Genomic DNA, 22766 nt, shown 5'->3' on the forward strand with positions numbered 1-22766 from the left:
GTCATGATGAACTTTTGATTGAAAAATTTAGAAGCACTAAAGCCCACTCCTGTCCCTCTGCCGGGGTCTGGGGGCGCGGGAGACGGTGCCGCGTGCGACAACGGAGAGTGGTCATGGCAAGCGACACCGGCAAGTTCGGCGTTGGGGCAGTGCATCTCGGCATTCCGAATCGCCGTCAATTCTTTCAGCTCGGGGCCGGCGCCGCGGCGGGATGGAGCCTTGCAGGCAGCGCCTTCGCGCAGACCGAGCGCCCGACCAATCCGCCGGACAAGCCGCGCGGGCAGGTGATCGCGGCGCTGTCGCAGGAGCCGACCGTCTTCCATCCTCTGATGCCAAACATCGAGGTCGATCAGGGCATCTGCTGGCAGGTGTTTTCGCCGCTCTGGTACATCGATCCCGACGGGAATTTCGTTCCCGACCTCGCCCGCGAAGTCCCGACCATCGCGAATGGCGGCCTGTCGGCCGACGGGTTGACCTGGAAGATCAAGCTGCGCAGCGACGTGAAGTGGCACGACGGCACGCCGTTCACGGCGGAGGACGTCAAATTCTCCATCGAGCTGATCAACAATCCCGGTTTCCGCGCGCGCAGCCGGGTCGGCCATAGCCTCGTCAAGGACATCACCGTCGTGGCGCCCGACGAGATCCATTGGCGGATGGAAGCGCCCTATTCGCCCTATATGTCGATCCTGGCGTCGTTCACCTTCATCGTGCCCAAGCACATCCTGGAGAAGGTGTCCGATCCGAACGCTTCGCCGTTCCACAATGCGCCGGTCGGCACCGGCCCGTTCCGCTGGGGCGAGCGCGTGCCCGGCGATCATATCCAGTTGAATGCCCACACCGGCTATCACGGCAAGGGGCCGTACGTCGAACGCGTGGTCTTCAAATACATTCCCGACCTCACCGTGCTCTACACGCAGTTCCGCACCGGCCAGGTCGACTATACGGGCCTCGCGGGCATCCTGCCGAACTTCGTTCAGGAAGCGAAGACGCTGAAGGGCCGCAAGATCTTCGTCTCCTCGACCTCCTCGGTGGAGCATATCGCGCCCAACCTGGAATTCGGTCCCTTTGCCGACCGTGCCGTGCGCGAGGCGCTCTATCTCGGCATCAACAAGCAGGCGATCATCGACGCGCTCTATTACGGCCTGCCGACGCAGACCGAGAGCTTCGTGCCGCAGCAGGCCTGGTCGTTTCAGCAAGGGCTGCCGCAGCATAAATACGATCCCGCCAAGGCCAATGCGCTGCTCGACGCTGCGGGCTGGGTCCGCGGCTCCAGCGGCATCCGCGAGAAAGGCGGCGTCAAGCTCGAATTCACCAACTCGACGACGGCGGGCAGTGCCGTGCGCGAGCAGTGCCAGCAGCTCCTGATCCAGGACTGGCGGGCCATTGGCGCAACGATGCGCGTCAACAACATGCCGGCGGCCGTGATCTGGGGCGACTTCTGGCAGCAATCGAAGTTCAATTCGGTGATCGTCGGCGTGAACTTCATGCTGGGCAGCGACCCCGACGTGACGCCGCGCTTCGGCTCCGGTGCTATTCCCGCCAAGGGCGGCCGCGGCTACAACACTTATCAATACCAGAACGCGGAGGCCGACCGGCTGCTTGCTCAAGGCGCCAAGCAATTCGACCTGGCGCAGCGCAAGGCGACCTATGGCGAGCTGCAAAAGCTCATCCGCAACGACCTCGCGATCCTGCCGCTGTTCCAGAGCTTCATTGCCGAGGGCGTGAAGGAGGGGCTGCAAGGCTTCCGTCCCAACATCAACATGTCGATCAACACCTGGAACATGCGCGAATGGTATTGGGCCTGATGTCTCCGGCGCGCTGGATCGCCTGAGATGGCCCGCTACGTCGCCAATCGCCTGGCGCAGGCGATCATGCTGCTCGTGATCGTTTCGGCGATCGGCTTCGCCATCCTGCATCTTGCGCCGGGCGGTCCGCTCTCGCAGTTTGCCGCCTCCGCGCAGATGACGCAGGAGGATCTCGACCGCGTCACCAAGCAGCTCGGCCTCGATCGGCCGTTGCCGATCCAGTATCTCGACTGGTTCGGCCGCATGCTCAAGGGCGATTGGGGCCGCTCCTATCGCGACGGCGAGGCGGTGCTGTCCGTGATCTCGTCGCATCTCGGCGCCACCCTGGAGCTGATGGCGACGGCGACCATCATCGCGGTGCTGCTCGGCTGCTGGATCGGCGTGCTCGGCGCGCTGCGCCGCTATTCGCTGTTCGATACGCTGGCAACCGTCGGCGCCATGATCGCGCTGTCGATCCCGACCTTCTGGTTCGGCCTCGTCACCATCTACATCTTCTCGGTGAAGCTCGGCTGGCTGCCGGCCGGCAACCGCGAGACCGTCGGCGACGGCTCCTTCCTCGATCTGCTGCATCACCTGATCGCGCCGGCCCTGGTGCTGGCGCTGGTCGAGACCGCGATGTGGGGCCGCTTCATGCGCTCCTCGATGCTCGAGGTCATCCACCAGGATTACATCCGCACCGCGCGCGCCAAGGGCATGCCGGAATGGCGGATCCTCACCGTGCACGCGCTTCGCAACGCGCTGCTGCCGATGATCACGGTGGCCGGCCTCCAGTTTCCGACGCTGCTCGGCGGCGCGCTGGTCGCCGAGACGGTGTTCACCTGGCCCGGCATGGGGCGTCTGTTCCTCGATTCCATCGGCTATCGCGACTATCCCGTGGTGATGGGCATCCTGATGTTCTCGGCGACCATGGTGCTGATCGGCTCGCTGCTCGCCGACATCTTCTATGCCGTCGTCGATCCGCGCATCCGGGTGGGCTAGCGATGACGAGCGCGGTTCTCTCCACCGACCAGCTCGCGCCCGGCCAGGCCGCCTGGCGGCGCTTTCGCCGGCACCGGCTCGCGCTCGCAGGCGCCGTGATCATCCTGGTCCTCGTCCTCGGTTCGGCGCTGGGTCCATATCTCCTCCCGTTCGACGACACCTATATCGACATCATGAAGCGGTTCGCGCCGCCCTTGTCGGGCGCGCACATCCTCGGCACGGATGAGCTCGGCCGCGACGTGCTGGCGCGGCTGATGATGGGCGGCCGGGTGTCGCTCTCGATCGGCATCGTCGCGATGGTGATCGCGATGGCGGTCGGCATCGCCGTCGGCGCCTTCGCCGGCTTCTATGGCGGGGTGGTCGGTGCGGTCCTGATGCGGCTCGTCGACGCCGTGCTGTGCTTTCCGACGATCTTCCTCCTGCTCGCACTGGCCGCGCTCACCGAGCCCGGCCTCGTCACCACCACCGTGCTGATCGCGGCAACGGCCTGGATGGCCGTCGCCCGTGTCGTCGAGGCCCAGGTGCGTTCGCTGCGCGAGCGCGAATTCGCGGTGGCGGCGCTGGCCTTCGGCTCGTCGAACCTGCGGATCATGTTCCGCGAGCTCGTGCCCAACGCGATCGCGCCGATCGTGGTCGCGGCGACGCTGAACGTCGCCAAGGCGATCCTGCTCGAATCCTATGTCAGCTATCTCGGCTACGGCATCCAGCCGCCGGCCGCGAGCTGGGGCAACATGCTCAACAATGCGCAGATCTATCTCACCAGCGCGCCGTGGCTCGCGATCGCACCGGGCCTTGCCATCACGCTCGCGGTGACGAGCTTCAACTTCCTCGGCGACGGCCTGCGCGACGCGCTCGATCCCAGGATGAACATCCCATGACGAGCCGACGAGCTTCGATCGAACTGAAGACCAGGAGTGCCCCATGTCCCCGCCGCTCAACCGTATAAATAGCGACGAACGCCTGCCGACGCAGGTGGATGTCGTCGTCATCGGCGGCGGCGTGATCGGCGTGTCCGCGGCCTATCATCTGGCGAAGAAGGGGCTTTCCGTCGCGCTCGTCGAGAAGGGGCATGTCGGCGGCGAGCAGTCGAGCCGCAATTGGGGCTGGTGCCGCCAGCAGGGGCGCGCGCGTGAGGAGATTCCACTGGCGCGCGAGGCGCTGCGGCTGTGGGAGGACATGCAGAACGACGCCGGCGTCGATGCCGGCTTCCGCCGCACCGGCGTGCTGTTCCTGACCAAGAGCAAGGACGAGCTCGCCGGCTGGGAGCGCTGGGCCGCGATCGCGCGCGAGCAGCAGGTTCACTCCACCGTCCTGACGCCGGCCGAGGTCGCCGAGCGCCTGCCCGGCAATGCCGACAAATGGGTCGGCGGCCTGCACACGCCGAGCGACGGGCGCGCCGAGCCGTCGATGGCGGTGCCTGCGCTCGCGACCGCCGCGCGAAAGCACGGCGTCACCATCCATCAGGGCTGCGCCGCGCGCGGGCTGGAGACTTCAGGCGGGCGGGTCAGCGCCGTCGTCACCGAGAAGGGCACCATCCGCACGCAATCCGTGCTGCTGTCGGGCGGCGCCTGGTCGTCGCTGTTCTGCCGCCGTCACGGCATCGAGCTGCCGATCGGTCTCGTCAACGCCACCGCGTGCCGGACCACGCCGGCGCCGGAGATCACGTCGGGTGCGCTCGGCACCGACTTCTTCTGCATCCGCCGCCGCCTCGACGGCGGGTTCACGCTGGCGCTGCGCAATCGCGGCACGGTCGAGCTGTCGCCCGACCTGTTCCGCTATGCCCGCACCTTCTGGCCGACCTATCTGCATCGCCGCAACGGACTGAAGATGTCGTTCGGCAAGTCGTTCTTCGACCAGCTCATGCGCGGCACCAGCTGGAGCCTCGACAAGCCGTCGCCGTTCGAGACCGAGCGCGTGCGCGATCCCGCGCCCGACATGTCGCTGGTCAGCGCGGCGCTGGCGTCGCTGATTAAGTCCAACCCCGAATTGAAGGACATCGAGATCGCGGAAGCCTGGGGCGGCACGATCGACTGCACGCCCGATACGATCCCGGTGATCTCGCCGGTCGATGCGCTGCCGGGCTTCTTCCTCGCCACCGGCTTCTCCGGCCACGGTTTTGGCATCGGCCCCGCGGCCGGCAAGCTCGCCGCCGACATCGTGACCGGCTCGACGCCGCTGGTCGATCCGGCGGCCTACAGCCACAAGCGCATGATCGACGGCCGCCGGCTCGCGCCGGTCAGCCCGTTCTGAGGGCCTTGGCCGCATGACGGTTCTCTACAAGGCCAACATGGTGCGCGGTGCGGAATGGGCGCGCTTCTTCGCGGAGCGCGCGCCGCATCTGCCGTTCCGGCTCTGGCCCGACTTCGGCGATCCCGCCGAGGTGCGCTATCTCGTGGCGTGGGTGCCGCCTGATGACATCGCGGCGACCTTTCCAAACCTCGAGCTGGTCTTCTCGGTCGGCGCCGGCGTCGACCAGTTCGACGCCACCAAACTTCCACCGCACATCCCGCTGGTGCGCATGCTGGAGCCCGGTATTGCCGAGACCATGGTAGAATATGTCACCATGGCCGTGCTCGCCCTGCATCGCGATCTCCTGGACTTCATCAGCCAGCAGAAGCAACAGGTCTGGCGCGAGATCCGGATCACGCCGGCGAAGCGGCGGCGTGTCGGCGTGATGGGGCTCGGCCAGCTCGGCCAGGCCGTGCTCGAACGCCTCGAGGCGTTCGGCTTTCCGCGTCTCGGCTGGAACCGCTCGCCGCGCGAGATCGAGGGCGTCACCTGCTATGCGGGCATCGACACTTTGCCCGATTTCCTCGCGCAGACCGACATTCTCGTCTGCCTGCTGCCTCTGACCGACGAGACCCGCGGCATCCTGAACGCGGACCTGTTCGCGCGCCTGCCGCGCGGCGCCTCTCTGGTCAATGTCGGGCGTGGCCCGCATCTCGTCGAGACCGATGTCCTCGCGGCTCTCGACAGCGGCGTGCTCTCGGGGGCTGTCCTCGACGTCACCGATCCCGAGCCGCTGCCGGCGGGCCATCCATTCTGGAGCCATCCGCGCATCCTGCTGACGCCGCACAATGCCAGCATGACCACGCCTGATACGGCCGTCGACTATGTGCTCGACGTCATCGCACGTCACCGCCGCGGCGAGGATCTGCCGGGGCTCGTCGATCGTTCGCGCGGCTACTAGGACACTCGCATGAGCATCGGCGCAAGCAAATCTGACCAAGTGATCGCCGAAGCACAGGCGCCGGTGCTGTCGGTCGCCGGCCTCACCACGTCCTTCATGCGCGAGCGGCAATGGATCCCCGTCGTCCGCAGCGTGTCGTTCGACGTCGCGCCGCGCGAAACCGTGGCGATCGTCGGCGAATCCGGTTCGGGCAAGAGCGTCACCGCGCTGTCGATCATGCGGCTCATTCCCAAGGAGAGCGGCCGCATCGAGGGGCGCGTCACGCTCACCGGCCGCGATCTCCTGGCGCTGCCCGAAGCGAGCATGAAGGATATCCGCGGCAACGACGTTGCCATGATCTTCCAAGAGCCGATGACGAGCCTCAATCCGGTGCTCACCATCGGCTTCCAGATCGCGGAAGCGCTGATCCAGCATCGCGGCCTGTCGCGCGCGGCGGCGGAGGCCGAGACCGTGCGCCTGCTCGACCGCGTCCGCATCCCCGCCGCGAAATCGCGCTTCCACGAGCATCCGCATCGCTTCTCCGGCGGCATGCGCCAGCGCGTGATGATCGCGATGGCGCTCGCCTGCAAGCCGAAGCTCCTGATCGCCGACGAGCCGACGACGGCACTCGACGTCACCATCCAGGCCCAGATCCTGGAGCTGCTGAAAGAGCTCCAGCAGGAAGAGGGGATGTCGATCCTCTTCATCACCCACGACATGGGCGTGGTCGCCGAGATCGCGGACCGCACCGTGGTGATGTATGGCGGGCAGGCGGTCGAGCTTGATGCGACCTCGCGCATCTTCGCGGCGCCGTCGCATCCCTACACCCGCGCGCTGCTCGCAGCGGTGCCGCGCCTCGGCTCCATGGACGGGCGTCCGCGGCCGATGCGCTTTCCGATCGTCGACAAGGTGACCGGCACCTCGGACGAGCCGACGGAGACCCCTGACACGGTCTCGATCGCCGAGCGCCCGCTGCTCGAAGTCGCCAATCTCACCACGCGCTTTCCGATCCGCTCGGGATTGTTCGGCAAGGTCTCCGGCCGCGTCCACGCGGTCGAGAACGTCTCCTTCACCTTGCACGCGGGCGAGACGCTGGCGCTGGTCGGCGAATCCGGCTGCGGCAAGTCGACGACCGGCCGCTCCATCCTCAAGCTGGTCGAGCCGGACGGCGGGACGGTTCTGCTCGACGGCCGGGACGTGCTCGGCATGAACGGCCGCACCTTGCGCGACTGTCGCAAGCAGATGCAGATCGTGTTCCAGGATCCGTTCGCGAGTCTCAATCCGCGCATGTCGGTGGGGACGTCGATCGCAGCGCCGCTGCTGGCCAACGGCCTCGCCTCGGCGTCGCAGGCGCGCGACAAGGTTGCCGACCTGCTCGTGCGCGTCGGCCTGACCGCCGACATGGCCGCGCGCTTTCCGCACGAGTTCTCAGGCGGCCAGCGCCAGCGCATCTGCATTGCGCGCGCGCTCACGCTTGGGCCGAAGCTGATCGTCGCCGACGAGGCCGTGTCCGCGCTCGACGTCTCGGTGAAAGCGCAGGTCGTCAATCTGATGCTCGATCTTCAGGCCAGCATGGGCCTTGCCTATCTCTTCATTTCCCACGACATCGCGGTGGTCGAGCGCATGAGCCATCGCGTCGCGGTGATGTATCTCGGCGAGATCGTCGAGATCGGCCCGCGCGCGGCATTGTTCGGCAATCCGCAGCATCCCTACACCAGGAAACTGATGGCGGCCGTGCCGGTGCCCGACCCCGCGCGCCGTGGCACGAAGCGCGAGGTCGCAAACGACGAGATCAGAAGCCCGGTGCGTGCGCCGGACTACCAGCCGCCAGTGCGGCAATATCGCGAGGTCTCGCCCGGTCACGTCGTCCAGGTGTGGGGCGAGGAGTGGTCGGCCTGAGACGCGCAGGATGCGGCGCGTTTCCGATGACGTGTCCGAACCCATGGGTTGAAGTGCAGGAAGCAGGCAAGTGTAGATAGGTTGGATGCCGGCGAAACGCCGGACAGCTTGCCAACTGACCGCACCTTTCAGCGCCCGCTCGCGCGCTCCCAGGTCATGCGACGGTGCAGACTCGTCCTCCGGAAATTGTGACCGGGTCGAGCAATAGGGAACTGCGGGAATGTGAACGATCTCATACTCCGTCACTCTCTTCCTGAGCTACCAATCCCGCAAGAAATTGCCGCACCCGGACCTGACAGACACGGGTGAGATGCAGTGCCTGCGAAGCCGCGTGCTCGCAGCTTTTTTGGATTGGCTTTCGTCTCGCTCACGAGCAAGCCAGCCCTTCACTCAGCACAGATTTTTCAGAAATTGGAATCAAGGGAATCGCGAATCGCGTCCACGAGGCAGCCCTCTATTCGGGGTCGGCCGGTAGGCCGCTACTTACTCGAGAAGGACCCTCCGATGAAGATCAGCAGTGAAGTTTTCAGCGCATTTTCTCTAACAAGGCACGCCAGCAATCTTCGGATTGCTCGTTCCAGTCTGATCAAGTCTGCCCATCTTCTTGAAAGAATTGGGCTTGCAGCCGTTGGGGCCTCTTGCGGCCTCTACGTCGGTGCGACCCTGTTGCGTGAGAAGGGTGGACTGTTTGAAAGCGGCTGGATCGTGCTGATAACGATGCTCTACGGAGCGCTCAGCTATTATGTCGGAATTGATCTATCGGGCAGCGCCGCGCGGAAGTCGATTTCGGGCATCTCGGAAGAATGGAACGGTTCCGAGCCGGTTGAGATCATGAGTGCGGCCGGCACGTTCGGCGCCGCAATTGCCGCAGCTCTGTCCGTCAGCATCCTTGTCCTTGATCAAAACCCTCCCAATGGCCTGGTGGCATTTGTTGCCGGCTGTTGGGTGGTTGGTTCTTCGCTTCAAGTTGCGGCGGGCACGATGGCTCGCAACAACGAAGCGTACATGGACAAGAAATGAAGGACTGCGCTCGCGGAAAACGTCTGCCTGGCGTTGTGACGCGAGCGCGAGCCGCGGTGTTGGAGCGGGCTTCAGGTATGGAATGAGTAGCCACGCTCATCGCAACCTCTGTCGTCCAACGCTGCGTGCTGACGATTTTTGGTGGCGTCGCCGTTCGCATCGGGCATGTCGCTGCCTGGAAGCCGTATCGGTACTAAGTAACCTAGATTATCGCGCAATAAACAAGACGTGCCATCATGGCGATGTTGGGATATCGTCCGCGCGCCGTGGTCCAAAATTCTGCTAACCGCCAACCACACGATCGGTGGAGCCAATGCAGATTGCGGAGTGGCTCGAGAAGCTGGGGCTTGGGCAATACGCAGAGCGTTTCGCCCAGAATGGCGTCGACATGGGCGTCCTTCCCGAGCTGATGGACGAGGACTTCGACAAGCTCGGAGTCCTGCTCGGCCATCGCCGTAAAATGCTGCGTGCTATTGCCGACCTCGATCCCGCCGCGTTGATCGCATCGCCGGCTCCTCCTCACGACGCCGAGCGGCGCCACCTCACCGTCATGTTTTGCGATCTGGTCGGCTCGACCGCACTCTCGGCGCGTCTTGATCCCGAGGATATGTGGGAAGTGATCCGGGCCTATCGCGCCGCCTGCGCGAGGGTCATTTCCGCCTATGACGGCAGCATAGCCAGGTTCGTCGGCGACGGAATACTCGTCTATTTCGGCTATCCGCGCGCCCACGAGGATGACGCGGAGCGCGCAGTGCGCGCGGGCCTCGACGCCATCGCTGCGATGAGACAGCTCAAGACGAGCGGCGACGAACGGGTTGAGCTGCGGATCGCAATCGCGACCGGGCTCGTGGTGGTCGGAGACCTCATCAGCGGAGATGCGTCAGAGGAGCACGCAACGGTCGGCGACACACCAAACCTCGCTGCCCGGCTCCAGAGCCTGGCGGAGCCGGGAGCGGTTGTCGTTGCCTCGTCGACGCGCCGGCTGCTCGGTGATCTCTTCACTTTTCGCAACCTCGGCCGCCGCGAGGTCAAGGGGATATCCGAACCCATCGCAGTCTGGGCGGTCGAGGGAGCGGCCGCATCGGAGAGTCGCTTCGAGGCGGTTCACGCGGCGCGCTCGATCGGCTTTGTCGGCCGCAAGGAGGAGATCGAACTCGCGCTCTCGCGCCAGCGGTTGGCATGGCAGGGGCAGGGCCAGATGGTGTTGATTTCCGGCGAAGCCGGCATCGGCAAGTCGCGCATGGTCGCAACGCTGTCCGAAAGCCCCGCGTTGGGAGTGCACCGCCGGGTGCGATATCAGTGTTCGCCCTACCACACCAACAGTGCGCTTCATCCCTTTGTCGCGCAGCTCGAGCGCGCGGCCGGCATTTGCTCGCACGACACGCCCGGGCAAAAGCTCGACAAGCTCGAGGCGACGCTGGCGCTTGGAACGCAGCAGGTCGCCCGGGCGACAGCGCTCATTGCGGCACTGCTTTCGATCCCAACCGACGACCGCTACCCGCCGCTCGGTCTGAGCCCGGCGCAGCAGCGGCGACAGACCTTTGCAACCCTTCTCGATCAGCTTGAGGGATTGGCGCGAGAGCAGCCCCTGCTGATTGTCTGCGAGGATATGCATTGGGCCGATGCCACGACACTTGAACTGTTCGATCTCACGGTCGATCGGATCCGGAGACTGCCGATACTCGTGCTCATGACATCGCGGCCGGAATTCGAGCCCTCCTGGTCGGGCCTTGCCAACGTCAGTCTGTTGCGGCTCGACCGGCTCGATCGGCAGGACACGCGGGCGCTGGTCGAGCAGGTGACCGTCGGTCGCCAGCTGCCACGCGAGATGATGAAGCAGATCATCGACAGGACGGATGGCGTCCCGCTATTCGTCGAGGAATTGACCAAGATGGTGCTGGAGTCCGGATGGCTGGTCGAAGGTGCCGGGCGCTATCGCCTCGAGAGTCCGCTCCCGCCGCTGGCCATTCCCGCGACGCTGCAGGATTCGCTGATGGCGCGGCTCGACCGGCTGGCTCCGGTCAAGGAGGTGGCGCAGATAGGCGCCGCCATCGGCCGCGACTTCTCGTACGCGCTGCTGAGATATGTGGCGGGACGCGATGATCTGACGCTGAGCGCTGCGCTGGGGCAACTCGAAGAGGCCGGACTGCTGGTATGTCGCGGGACTCCGCCCGAAGCAAACTATAGTTTCAAGCACGCTCTCGTTCAGGAAGCGGCCTACGAGAGCCTGCTCAAGAGCAAACGGCAGGTGCTTCACACCCGCATCGGCGATGTCCTGCGCGAAAAGTTTCCAGTCGTGGCCGAGACCGAGCCGGAAGTTCTGGCGCACCACTTCACCGAGGCTGGGCTGAACGAGGTCGCCCTCGAGTGGTGGCGCAAGGCGGGCCAACAGGCGCTGAAGCGCTCGGCCTATTCCGAGGCCATTGCGCATCTCGGCAAGGCGATTGCCATCGCCGATGAGTTGCCTGATGAGCCTCGCCGGATGATGAGCAGGTTGAATCTTCAAATCGCATATGGCCGCGCGTTAAGGGGCGGCCTCGGGCACAGCGCCCCTGAAACGGTCGCTGCATGGACGCGCGCCCGGCAGTTCGCGGCCGACATCAATGATCCGGTTGAACTTGCGCCGATCCATTCCGGCCTCTTCAATGCCTGCCTGACCCACGGCGAACTTGCCCCGATGCGGGAGCTGGCGGACTCTATTTTGAGCGCCGCGGAGCGACGACCGGACGCGGCAGTGGCCGCCGTCGTCGCGCATTGGACGGGCGGCGTCACCTGCTGGTTCGGGGGCGACTATTTGAACGCGAGAACGCATCTCGAGCAGGCACTGGCGATCTATGGTGCCGAGCCGGATCCCGCGACATTCAGGCCCTCGGCGCTGGATCTCCCGTTCGTGATCATGAGGTTTCTTGCTCTGGTGCTCTGGCCGCTTGGCAGCATCGCTCGCGCGCGCCGGCTCGCCGCCGAAGCGGTGGGCGCTTCAGGAGAAAAACGGGCGCTTTCCCAGGCCAATGCACTCGTTCATCGCGCTGTGTTCGACGGACTATGCGGGGGCCTGTTGCAGCAAACGGACACCATCCTGGCGCTCGGTCTTGCGCGTGACCATACGATGCCGCTGTATGTGGCCGCCGGTACCTACCTGAACGGCCTGGCCAACTGGCGTGCCGGCGACCGAATGGCCGGACTGACGGAAATGCGTCGCGGATGGACCATGCTGCGCGAGAATGACTGCTACCTCTGTGAACCGTTTTGGGGGATGCAGGTCGCGATGGCGGATGCAGAGGTGGGCCAGCTCGAAACCGGGCTGGAAATCTTGAGCGAATTGATCGCATCGGCGGCACAATCCGGTCAGCATTGGCTTGATGCGGAGCTGCATCGCGTCCAGGGCGAGCTTTTGTCGCGTCATGACCTTCCGGACGGTTCCAGCGCCGAAAATGCCTTCAACCGAGCGCTGGAAATCGCACGACACCAGCAGGCGAAGACTTTCGAGCTGCGCAGCGCCCTTGGACTTGCGCGCCTGCACAAGGCAAATGGCCGAGCGGGTGCGGCTTTCGAATTGCTCGCTCCCGTCCTCGCTGAATTCGATGCGGAGCGAAGTCTTCCCGAAGTCGAAGACGCGAAAGAGCTGCTCCGGAATGGGCGTTAGCCGCGCCGCCGTTCGATCGGCGCCAACGGCGCGCTGACTTCAAGCGGGAATAGGTCGGCATCCTCGTCCTATTCGGGAGCCGTAGTCTTCCGGTTTTGACACAGCTTAACCTAATGTGGTGAAAGCTAGATATGCTTCTCTTGGTTGCGAACGCGACCTTGCTGCGGTGACGAAACCTGATTTCGGCTAGCAGCAATGTTGGCGGATTGCTCAAGGCGCAGACGTCATCCCAACACCGGGCCATGCGCGGATTTGGCTTGCCTTCGCTGGGCAGGCGCAGCGACCAAAGCCCATTGGAGATCCAGTCGTGGTTCGCTTGCACGTCGAACGCTTCATTCGCAGCCGGATTGTTCGCCGATCCCTGGCGCTCGGGATCATCGCTCTGAGCGGATGGGCCCTGTTGCCGTATGTGACCTACCGGATCGCTCCCTCCGCCTACGTCAATGCCGAGCTCATGCGGGTGACTGCACCAATGGCGGGTCAGCTCTCGTCAGATCTTCCACGCAAGGGTGAATATTTCCAGCGCACCCGGGTGGTGCCGCTGGTCGAGGCGCGTTCGCCGGATCGCCGGCACCTCATGGACCTTGATCAGCAGCTTGCCATGTCCACCAAACGCGCCGAGCTTGCACGTCGGCAACTCGAGGAAATCGCCGAGCTCGATCGCAAGCTCCGCGAGCGCAGCGAAGACTATCGTTTGGGGATGGTGGCGCGGCTGAGCCACGAGATCGGCGAAACGGAAGTTGAAAAAGGCGGCTGTCTCGCCGAGGCGCGGCAGCGGAACGATGTCGCGGGCCGGATGGAGAAGCTCGTGAAGCTCGGCATCAGTTCGCAGATCCGCTCCGGTGAGGCCCAGGCTTCTCAAGAGGCAACCGCAACGCGGTGCCAGATGGCCGACGAACGCCTGCAGCGCCTCAGGACCGAGTTGGGGGCGGCTGAGAAGGGCATCTATCTTCGTGGCGATGCCAATGATGTGCCCTATTCGCAGCAGCAGCGCGAGCGGCTTATCCTCCGCCGCCAGGAGCTCGAGACAGACCTGTTGCAGAACAGCTCACGTGCCGCGCAGCTGGCCGCGGAAATCGCAGAGGAACGCACTCGACTTGATCGTCTCGATCACTACAATCTGTCCCTGCCGGCAGCTCATGTAGTCTGGTCGGTGGCGGCCAGCCCGGGCTCGATGGTCACGGAAGGGCAATCGGTCTTCGATTTTGCGGATTGCGAACGCCGGTTTATCGTTGTTGAACTCCCCGAGCGCGATTTCGAGAAGATCAAGGCCGGAGATGCGGCTACCGTCCGCCTGATTGGGAGCCGCGAATGGAAGACCGGCCAGATCCGGCAGGTCCGCGGATCGGCAGCGCACGGCGATGATCGGCTGCTTGCGGCTCGGGTGCCGCGGCCTGATCCGGGCAACATTACCGTTGAGATATCGCTTCCGTCCGATGAGACGCTGGCCGACCGCAACGGCTCCTGCGATATCGGGCGGTTGGCTGAGGTGCGCTTCGAGCGCAGAGCCGACGGCCTGCTACGATTGGTCAGCTCGAAGCTGAAATGGCTGACCGCTCGCCTGGAGCTCGACCAGTCGTCCCTGTAAGCGAGATGTTCCATGCAGGCCATGACTCTGCCTCTCTCTCAGCTGTTCGCGCCGATGCTGGGCATCTTTGCGGCGATGTACCTGTTGGCGCCGACCTTTCCAGTCGCGCGCCTCTGGGCCCGCGTCGCGGTCTTTGTCGTGGTTTGGCTTGTGGTCGCCCGCTATCTCGAATGGCGTATTTTCGCCACCGTGCTGCCGGCAAGCGGGACCTGGTATCAGGTCGGCTGGATCTGGTTCTGTCTGATCGTCGAGCTTCTGACCTTCACAGATCAGTTCATCCTCTATCTGACTTTCCTTCGCAGGACCGATCGCCGCAGCGAAGCAGATCAGCACGAGCGTCGGCTGCGCAGCCTGCCGGATGACGAGCTGCCCTCGGTCGACGTCTTTATTCCGACCTATGACGAGCCAATCGAGGTGCTGGAAAAGACGATTACGGGCGCGCTGTGTCTAGACTATCCAAACTTCCAGGTATGGGTCTTGGATGATGGTCGCAGGCCTTGGCTCAGGGAACTCTGCAAGCAAAAGGGCGCCGGCTATCTCACGCGCGCCGACAACTTGAATGCCAAGGCCGGAAATATCAATCATGCCCTGACAAAGACGAGCGGCGAGTTCTTCGCGATCTTTGATGCGGACTTCGTGCCGCAGCGCAATTTCCTGATGCGCACGACGGGTTTCTTCGCTGATCCAAAGATCGGAATCGTTCAGATCCCGCACACCTTCTACAATGAGGACCCGATGCAGGCGAATCTCGGCTTGCACAGGGGGCTGCCGGACGAACAACGGTTCTTCTTCGATTCCATCATGCCCGCGCGCGACGGCTGGGATGGTGCCTTTTGTTGTGGTTCCAACTCCGTCACGCGTCGCGCAGCACTCCGCGCGGTGGGCGATGCCTTGCCGACCCAGTCGATCACAGAAGACATCCTGCTGACGCTGGTCCTGCTGCGCAAGGGATACGTCACTCGCTATCTTCGCGAGCCGCTGGCGATTGGACTGGCGCCGGAAAGCCTTGACGCCTTTTTCGTGCAGCGGCAACGCTGGGCGCGTGGCGCGATCCAGACGCTGTATCTCGCCGCAGGCCCGCTCGGACCCGGACTGGGCTTGATGCATCGGCTCCTCTTCTTTCCTGCGCATTGGCTCTCTATGGGCCTGCGGGCGCTCGCGGTCGTGGTGGTTCCGATCGTGTTCATGTGGACTGGCCTCGCGCCTGTCGTCGACGTCACTCCTGAGTCGGTCTTCTATTACTTGTTCCCCGCGATCCTGGCGCTTAACGGCGGTATCTCCTGGTTCGCGCCGCACGAGCACTTTCCGCTCGCCGCTCAGGTGTCGGCGACTATCCAGAGCTTCAAGATCCTGCCGACGGTGCTCGAGACTCTCGTCAAGCCGACGGGGCATGCGTTCAAGGTGACGCCCAAGGGAGCTGCTGCGCGACGCGCAAGCTACGCCGCGGAGATATTCTGGCCGTCGGCGGTTCTGATGGCGTTGACGGTCGTCGGTGTGGTCCTGAACACGATCCCGGAATGGCGGATCATCGATCATCCGGCGGCTCTACCGATGGTCGCCTTCTGGTCGGTCGTGAACATCGTCGTGCTTTTCTTCGTCTGCATGACCTCGCTGCAGGCGCGGATGGGACGCACCGAGGAGCGTTTCGATACCGACGAATCAATCTTGATCCAAACCGAGTCCGGCGAGCGGCTTTCTGGGCGTATGAGCAACATCTCCCTCTCTGGCGTCGGCGTTCTGCTCGGCTCCGGCATTGACTATCCTCGCGCTGGAGAAACGCTACGGGTGCACATCGTGCAGGTGGGTTGGATCGACGCGACGGTCGTGCAACAAAGAGGCCAGCTTGTCGGGGTGCAGTTCCATTTGCCGCAGTCGCTTGAACGAGACCTGTTGATCCGCAAGCTCTTTACCGTCGCCCGTCTGAGGGGGAACGGTGTCATCGCGCGCTCGGTGAACAGGGCGATGCTTAAGAACATCTGGTCAATGGCCGCGCCGTTGCCCCACATTGTTACGCGCGGCGCGAAGCCCGCGTCGTTTTCGCCGACCGAGCGTCTGCCGGCAGAGAGCCTGGTCATTCGGCCTCAACCGCGGATCGACGACTTGGCACATCTTGCCGGAGTTCGAAGCCTGCATCCGACGAGTTTTAGTGAACCTGGCTTTGGCCGAGTGGCCGGCACAGTGCTCAAGGCCGTCAAGCTGAGCTGATTGCTTTGTTGTCCTTCACGTCCGACCAGTCCACGGGCTATCGATCGACGGTCAGGCCGCTCATCGATGCCGTCGGTCTCCTTCCGGTGCCCTGCCAAAAACCTCAACCGGAGCGAGCAACCATCCCTTGGCCCAAGGCATTACGGGTTGAGGGTGGAGGGAGCATCTGTTGATCGATCACCGCAGCGATCTTCGCCAAGGGCGTCTCACATTCTGGGTCTCGGCATTCGTGGCGGTCGCCTGCTTGGCGATCGTCGTGCTCAGCGGTTGGCGGGAGTGGTCCTCCCGAGTGACGGTCCTGAAGGGCTCCGAAACGGACATGGCCAATCTGGCCCGGTCGGTGACGCAACACGCGGACGACACGTTCGAGCTCGCGGACACCGTTCTAAATGTGTTGGTTGGCCAACTCGAGCTTGAGGGAACCAGCCCGGCGGCAATCGCCAAGATTCAGACCTTTCTTTCCCGGCGCAAAGCCGCGAATCGGATCCGCGCCGTGTTCGTCTATGACGAGACCGGCCGCTGGCTCGCAACCAGCGAGCCTGTGAATTTCGCCGGTCTCAACAACAGCGACCGAGAATATTTCCAGCATCATCGCGCCGTGGCTGACCGTGGAACCTTCATTGGGTCTCCGGTGAGGAGCAGGTCGGGCGGGCAATGGATCATCACCGCCTCAAGGCGCTTCAATCATCCTGACGGCAGTTTTGCCGGAGTGGCTCTTACGACGATCGATGTCGACTATTTTCTACAGTTCTATCGCGGGTTCGACGTTGGCCAGAACGGTTCGATTGCACTGGCGACCGCGAAAGGCGTTATCCTCGCGCGTAGCCCGGACAACGGCTATACGGGCCGCGACCTGTCGAGTGCTCCGCTTTTCAAAATAATCCGCGAGCGGCCGGCTGCGGACGTCTACTACTTCACGTCGCCTCTCGACGGCGTTCGGCGTCTGAGCTTTTATCAGCTGAGCAGTCGGTACCCTGTTCTCGTGGTTGCGACGGAATCGGAAGACGACGTCTTGGCCCCCTGGCGCAGAGCGGCGCTGACGCGCATGGCTGCGGTGCTGGGACTGATAGGAGGGCTCGCTGTTGCGGGGCTCTTCCTGGTGCGCCAGTTGCACCTGCGGCAAAAGATGGCAGCCGCCCTGGTCGCCAAGGAGGCGGATTTTCGCCTCCTCGCGGAGCAGTCGGGAGACATGGTCATGCGCATAGCGGTCGATGGACGGATCCTCTATGCGTCGCCGTCCAGCGCGCGAGTTCTCGGCTGGGCTCCGAACCAGTTGGTGGATACGTCGGCCTTCGCCGGCATCAATCCCGCGGACCTGGCCCGGGTCGAGCAAACGATCTCCGCGTTGGGGAACGGCGAAGCCGAAGAGGCTAGAATCACTTATCGCGCTCGGCATCGCGAGAAGGGCGAGGTCTGGATCGAAACCGCGCTGCGCGTCGCCAGGAGTGTGCAGAGCGGAGACATCAACGGCGTGGTGGCGATCTCGCGCGACATGACCGAACGTAAGGATCTGGAGGATAGACTGGCGGCTCTCGCCAGTTCGGATGGCCTGACGGCCTTGGCAAACCGCAGACACTTCGACGAGCGGCTAGAGGCGGAATGGGACCGGGCCAGGCGCGAAGGAACGCCTCTGTCACTGTTGCTGATGGACGTCGATCATTTCAAGAGTTTCAACGATCAGTACGGGCATCAGGCGGGCGATGCATGTCTCCGCTCGGTCGCCGGGGTCCTGGCGGAGCAGGCCAGACGGCCGGCAGACGTCGCCGCCAGGTATGGTGGCGAGGAATTCACCTTGCTGCTACCAAATACCGACATGGTGGGGTGCGAGCAGGTCGGCGAGCGAATCCGGCAAGCGATTCAGGACCTCGGCATCCTGCACGCGCTCAACCCGCCATCCAGGCAGGTCACCCTCAGTATTGGCGGCGCCACACATGTGTCGTTCGGCGACAAGGCGGATTGCGCGTCGTTGATTGCGGCTGCGGATAAGGCGCTCTACGCCGCCAAGGAGAGCGGACGCAACCGCGTTGTGATGTCAGGGCAAGTCGTCGCGTGGCCCGGCTCGATACGGGCTTGAAGAGCAGCCCTGGCGCGCCGCGGCGTGCGCCTCACGAATTGACGTGCACGAAATCGCGCAGCAGCGGATAGATCTCGTTGTTCCAGCGCTTGCCGGAGAACACGCCGTAATGGCCGACGCCGGCCTGCATGTGGTGGACGCGGCGATAGGCGCGCACGCCGGTGCAGAGGTCTTGCGCGGCGAGCGTCTGGCCGATCGAGCAGATGTCGTCCTTCTCGCCCTCGACCGTCATCAGCCCCATGCGGCTGACGGCCTTGGTGTTCACCGGCCGTCCCCGATGCATCAGCTTGCCCTGCGGCAGCAGATGCTCCTGGAATACGTCGCGCACCGTCTCGATGTAGAATTCCGCGGGCAGATCCATCACCGCGAAATATTCGTCGTAGAAGGTCTTGATGGTCGCCGCCTTCTCCTTCTCGCCCTTGGCGATGTGGTTGGCGAGGTCCATGTGCTGCTTGATGTGCCGCTCGAGGTTCATCGAGACGAAGGCGGTGAGCTGGACGAAGCCGGGATACACTTTGCGCAGCGCGCCCCGGCACTGCACCGGCACGTAGTTGATCAGGTTCTGCTCGAACCAGTCGATCGGTCTGCTCTTGGCGAACTCGTTGACCCTGGTCGGCTGGATCCGCGTGTCGATCGGGCCTGCCATCAGCGTCAGCGTCGCCGGCCGGGAAGGGTGGTTGCCCTCGCACATGACGGCGGCGGCCGCGAGCGCCGAGACCGACGGCTGGCAGATCGCCACCATATGCGGGCGCGGGCCGAGCTGGCCGAGGAAGTCGATGAGGTGATCGGTGTAGTCGTCGAGCCCGAAGCGGCCTTCGCTGCGGGGAATGTCGCGCGGATTGTGCCAGTCGGTGATGTAGACGTCGTGGTCCTGGAGCAGCGTCTTCACGGTGCCGCGCAGCAGCGTCGCGAAATGGCCGGACATCGGCGCCACCAGCAGCATGCGCGGCTGCTCGGGAACGTCCTGCTTCTTGAAGTGCAGCAGCGAGCCGAACGGGGTCGCGTAGGCGATCTCCTCGGTGACGGCGACCTCGCGATTGCCCACCATGATGCTGTCGATGCCGTAGGCCGGGCGATGGTAGGTGAGGGTGGAGCGCGAGATCAGCTCCAGCGCCGCCGAGAGCCGGCCGACGACCTGGACCGACACGCCCTGCGGCACCAGGTTGAGGAATCTGAGCGCAGACGAGGCGCCCGCCCGCCACGGCGCCGTCAGGTCCATCTGGTTCTGAAAGGCTTGATAATACATCGACATCATACTGAAGCGCCCACCTGTTCCATGGTGCCATGCAATATCGAAGCCAAACCTGAGTCGAATCGCCTGGAAAACTGGCACATCGCTTGCTCTTCAAGCGAGGTGTACACATCGGAAGCACAGGTAGTGGGCACGCCAGCGGGCCGGGCGGGGTGCCCGTCTCAGGCGTGAGGGAAGGGGCCATATGGCGAAGGCGACACTGACCATCAGCAGCAAGAACTACTCGTCCTGGTCGCTGCGTGGCTGGCTGCTGACGAAATTTTCCGGGCTCGATTTCGAGGAGATCGTGACCGCGCCCGACGACGCCTCCGCGCGCGCCGAAATTCTCTTGCTGTCGTCGTCGATCCTGGTGCCGTGCCTGCGCCACGATGGCGCCACCGTCTGGGACACGCTGGCGATCGCCGAATATCTCAACGAGGTGATGCCGGATGCCGGCTTGCTGCCGGATGACCGAGTCCAGCGCGCCCATTGCCGCTCGATCTGCGGCGAAATCCATTCCGGCTTCACCACGCTGCGCGCCTCGCTGCCGGTCAATCTGAAGGGGCATTTCCCCGGCTTCAAGATCTGGTCGCGTGCGCAGGCCGACATCGACCGCGTCTGGTTCATCTGGCGCGACTGCCTGGAGAAATCGGGCGGCCCGTTCCTGTTCGGTGAGAGGCGCACCATGGCGGATGCGATGTACGCGCCCGTGGTGACGCGCTTCGTGACCTATGACGTCAAGCTCGAGCCGCTTCTGAAGGCCTACGCCGATACCATCATGGCGATGCCCGAGATGAAGGAATGGATCGCGGCGGCGAAGGAAGAGCCGGCCGAGATCGAAGAGCTCGAGGTCGAATATTAGGCAGGGCCGGCTCGGCCCTGCCTGTTTCGGGGGCGGGGACCGTCTGGGGCCGTGGTGCGAGCCACGCCTCGTCCACCGTTAACCTTTGGCGCCGGCTCGACGCCCGAGCCCGCCCGCAGGTCTCGCAGATATTGTGCGCGAGAACAGACCCGCATCGACATCTAGCCGTGAACAGGCGTGGACAAGGCCATTCGGCTGATTCGGACGCGATTCGTTCGAACCGCGTTCCGAAGGTTAAGACGGAGCGCGGCCCCGTTGCATTTTGGAACAAAAGCCGCCGTCAGGCGACGCCGGAGTGCTTCAGGCGTGGCAGGCGCCAGCCGATCACGGTCGCTTCGACCGCGATGCCGGCCTCGTGGTTCTGCCAGCGTCCCTCGACATAGCGGCAGGCGAACGGCAGTTGATACGTTCCGCTGTGATCCTCGCACAGCACTTCGACCGGCAAGCCAGGTGGCGGTTCTCCAGCGCCGTCGAACTCCGCCAGACGTCTATCGCGCGTTGCCATTCCAAAAATCTCCCCTAATCAAAGCCGCGGAAAGAGCGCCCAATTCTTCCGCGTGCGGTTCAATGCTCCCTGTCCCGAGGGAACGAGCCAAGCTCAACGCGAGAATGCGGTACGAGTGTGGTAGCCTTCGGCGGCTGTGCGCAAAAAGCGCACATTGCCGTGATCGATTTGACGAGGAACCTGCATGCCGTTTCGAAGCGCCGGCGTTTGTGTCGTGATGTTGCTGCTCGCCACGCTGGCGACCGCGCCGCTCCGCGCGCAGGACGTGCCCGGCATCGAGATCTGCACCGTCGAGAAGACCATGGAGCGGCGCACGAGCTGTCTCCAGAGCAACGTCGATTTCCTCCAGAAGACGATCACCAAGCTCAACCTCGATCACCAGCAGAAGCTGGATGCCGCCAATCGCCAGATCGACGCGTTGAAGACGAGCCTCGCCGGCTTGCAGAAGTCGCTCGGCGATCTCCAGGCCGCGCAGACGAAGATCGCGGAGGACGCGAAGAAGAAGCAGGACGCGCCGCCGGCCAAGGACGCGTCGAAATAGGCGCCGCGCTCACGCGACGCGATATCGCTCCATCACGCCGCGGTCGGGCTCATAGCCGAGCCCAGCTCCAGTCGGCACCGCGACATGGCCGGTGGCATCGACATCGGCGCGGCCGCCCCAGAGGCAGGCTTCACGCTTCAGGTAAAACATCTCGACGAACCCGTCGTCGCGCACGGCCAACAGATGCAGGGTCGCCAGCAGGCCGGGACCGAAATACGGGGAATGCGGGACGATCTTGACGCCGAGCCCATCTGCGAGCGCCGCGACCTTCAGAAATTCCGTGATGCCGCCGACCTTGGTCACCGACGGCTGGGCATGGCTCACCGCGCCCGCATTCATCATCTGGCGGAATTGATATTCCGTGCAGGCGTTCTCGCCGGCGGCGACGCCGAGCCCGCCCTTGCGGCGGACCTCGGCGAGCGCTGCAAAATCCTCCGGTGGCCAGACCGGCTCCTCCAGGAACATCGGCTGCGCGTCAGCGCATGTCCCGGCGAACGCGATCGCCTGCTCGCCTGACAGCGGGCAGTTCATGTCCACCATCAGCGGAATGCCCGGGCCGATCGCCTCGCGCGCAGCAAAGACCGCCGGCGCCGTGGTCTCGTGCAGCTTGATGGCGCCATAGCCGAGCGCGAGCGCCTTCCTGCATTCGGCCGCGATGTTGTCGGGCGAGCCGATCCGCAACAGGCTCGCATAGGCCGGAATGGCCGGGCGCCTGGTCTCGCCGAGCAGGCGGTACAGCGGCACGCCCTCGATCTTGGCGGCGAGATCCCACAGCGCGATGTCGAGCCCTGATATCGCGAACATGGTGATGCCATAGCGGCCGAACAGATGCAGATTGCGCTGGATCTGCTCCATCACCGCGGGAATGCCGGCGGCATCGGGAACCTCCAGGCCGCGGGCCTGCGGTGCGATCATCTCCTCGACGGCGCTGCGCGTGGTGCGAGGACAGACATAGGCGAAGGCATCGCCCCAGCCGGTCAGCCCGGCGTCGGTCGTGACCTCGACGATCACCATGTCCAGCGCGGTGATGGCGGAGGCGCCCTGGCGGAAGCTCGCGATACCGGCATCATAGGGGATGCGGATATGGTGCGCCCGCACATCGGTGATCTTCATGGCGCGGTTCCTCCTGCTTTCTTGTGAGCGGTTTCAAGGACGTCCCGAGTGTAGCCATGAACGCCCGGGCGTTGCCAGTGGCTGTTCCGGCGTTATCCTCTTGCGGGACCGCAACGCCGATCAAGCGAAGCCC

General features: G+C 64.2%; 16 protein-coding genes. 13 read left to right on the top strand and 3 right to left on the bottom strand.

What is annotated here, in order from left to right:
* The first annotated feature begins 113 nt into the window (after positions 1–113).
* The 11 genes from XI08_RS41075 (at position 114) to XI08_RS41125 (ending at position 18381) form a co-directional block, all read left to right on the top strand.
* A complete protein-coding gene (locus tag XI08_RS41075; protein ID WP_271578809.1) occupies positions 114–1805 on the top strand; it encodes a peptide ABC transporter substrate-binding protein in 1692 nt (563 codons plus the stop codon).
* Positions 1806–1832: 27 nt separating this feature from the next.
* Entirely contained in the window at positions 1833–2783 is a 951-nt protein-coding gene (locus tag XI08_RS41080) for an ABC transporter permease (protein WP_027547322.1), read from the top strand.
* 2 nt (positions 2784–2785) lie between these two features.
* Complete coding sequence (locus tag XI08_RS41085) at positions 2786–3661, top strand: ABC transporter permease (RefSeq protein ID WP_027547321.1); 876 nt, start codon at positions 2786–2788, stop codon at positions 3659–3661.
* Positions 3662–3704: 43 nt separating this feature from the next.
* Positions 3705–5033 carry an NAD(P)/FAD-dependent oxidoreductase gene (locus XI08_RS41090; RefSeq protein WP_271578810.1) on the top strand — a complete coding sequence of 443 codons (1329 nt, stop codon included), beginning with the start codon at positions 3705–3707 and terminating at the stop codon, positions 5031–5033.
* A gap of 13 nt (positions 5034–5046) precedes the next feature.
* Positions 5047–5973: a 2-hydroxyacid dehydrogenase gene (locus tag XI08_RS41095; protein WP_271578811.1), complete on the top strand. Its 927-nt coding sequence runs from the start codon at positions 5047–5049 to the stop codon at positions 5971–5973.
* Positions 5974–5982: 9 nt separating this feature from the next.
* On the top strand, positions 5983–7851 hold the full coding sequence (locus tag XI08_RS41100; RefSeq protein WP_271578812.1) for an ABC transporter ATP-binding protein: 1869 nt from the start codon (positions 5983–5985) through the stop codon (positions 7849–7851).
* A 504-nt stretch (positions 7852–8355) separates the two neighbouring features.
* Positions 8356–8871, top strand: a complete 516-nt coding sequence (locus tag XI08_RS41105) for a hypothetical protein (protein WP_271578813.1) — start codon at positions 8356–8358, stop codon at positions 8869–8871.
* 313 nt (positions 8872–9184) lie between these two features.
* Positions 9185–12514, top strand: a complete 3330-nt coding sequence (locus XI08_RS41110) for an adenylate/guanylate cyclase domain-containing protein (protein ID WP_271578814.1) — start codon at positions 9185–9187, stop codon at positions 12512–12514.
* A 307-nt stretch (positions 12515–12821) separates the two neighbouring features.
* The gene (locus tag XI08_RS41115; protein ID WP_271578815.1) at positions 12822–14102 is read left to right on the top strand and encodes an HlyD family efflux transporter periplasmic adaptor subunit; all 1281 of its coding nucleotides are present in this window, start codon (positions 12822–12824) and stop codon (positions 14100–14102) included.
* Positions 14103–14114: 12 nt separating this feature from the next.
* Positions 14115–16307 (top strand): glycosyltransferase, encoded by a 2193-nt coding sequence (locus XI08_RS41120; RefSeq protein WP_271578816.1) that lies wholly within the window; start codon positions 14115–14117, stop codon positions 16305–16307.
* Positions 16308–16476: 169 nt separating this feature from the next.
* Positions 16477–18381, top strand: a complete 1905-nt coding sequence (locus tag XI08_RS41125) for a diguanylate cyclase domain-containing protein (RefSeq protein WP_271578817.1) — start codon at positions 16477–16479, stop codon at positions 18379–18381.
* A gap of 31 nt (positions 18382–18412) precedes the next feature.
* Here the strand turns inward: XI08_RS41125 and XI08_RS41130 are convergent, their stop codons facing one another.
* Entirely contained in the window at positions 18413–19636 is a 1224-nt protein-coding gene (locus tag XI08_RS41130; protein WP_271578818.1) for a polyhydroxyalkanoate depolymerase, read from the bottom strand.
* Positions 19637–19817: 181 nt separating this feature from the next.
* Here XI08_RS41130 and XI08_RS41135 point away from each other — a divergent pair, with 181 nt between their 5' ends.
* Positions 19818–20474 (top strand): glutathione S-transferase family protein, encoded by a 657-nt coding sequence (locus tag XI08_RS41135; protein WP_271578819.1) that lies wholly within the window; start codon positions 19818–19820, stop codon positions 20472–20474.
* Positions 20475–20754: 280 nt separating this feature from the next.
* Here XI08_RS41135 and XI08_RS41140 read toward each other — a convergent pair whose 3' ends face one another.
* A complete protein-coding gene (locus XI08_RS41140; RefSeq protein ID WP_027547310.1) occupies positions 20755–20979 on the bottom strand; it encodes a hypothetical protein in 225 nt (74 codons plus the stop codon).
* A gap of 184 nt (positions 20980–21163) precedes the next feature.
* On the opposite strand from XI08_RS41140, the gene XI08_RS41145 reads away from it, so the two are divergent.
* Entirely contained in the window at positions 21164–21520 is a 357-nt protein-coding gene (locus XI08_RS41145) for a hypothetical protein (RefSeq protein WP_271578820.1), read from the top strand.
* A gap of 9 nt (positions 21521–21529) precedes the next feature.
* Here the strand turns inward: XI08_RS41145 and XI08_RS41150 are convergent, their stop codons facing one another.
* Complete coding sequence (locus XI08_RS41150; RefSeq protein ID WP_271578821.1) at positions 21530–22633, bottom strand: mandelate racemase/muconate lactonizing enzyme family protein; 1104 nt, start codon at positions 22631–22633, stop codon at positions 21530–21532.
* Positions 22634–22766: the final 133 nt, after the last annotated feature.

Origin of the sequence: Bradyrhizobium sp. CCBAU 11361 (assembly GCF_028128935.1) — a bacterium.
Classification (GTDB): Bacteria; Pseudomonadota; Alphaproteobacteria; order Rhizobiales; family Xanthobacteraceae; genus Bradyrhizobium; species Bradyrhizobium niftali.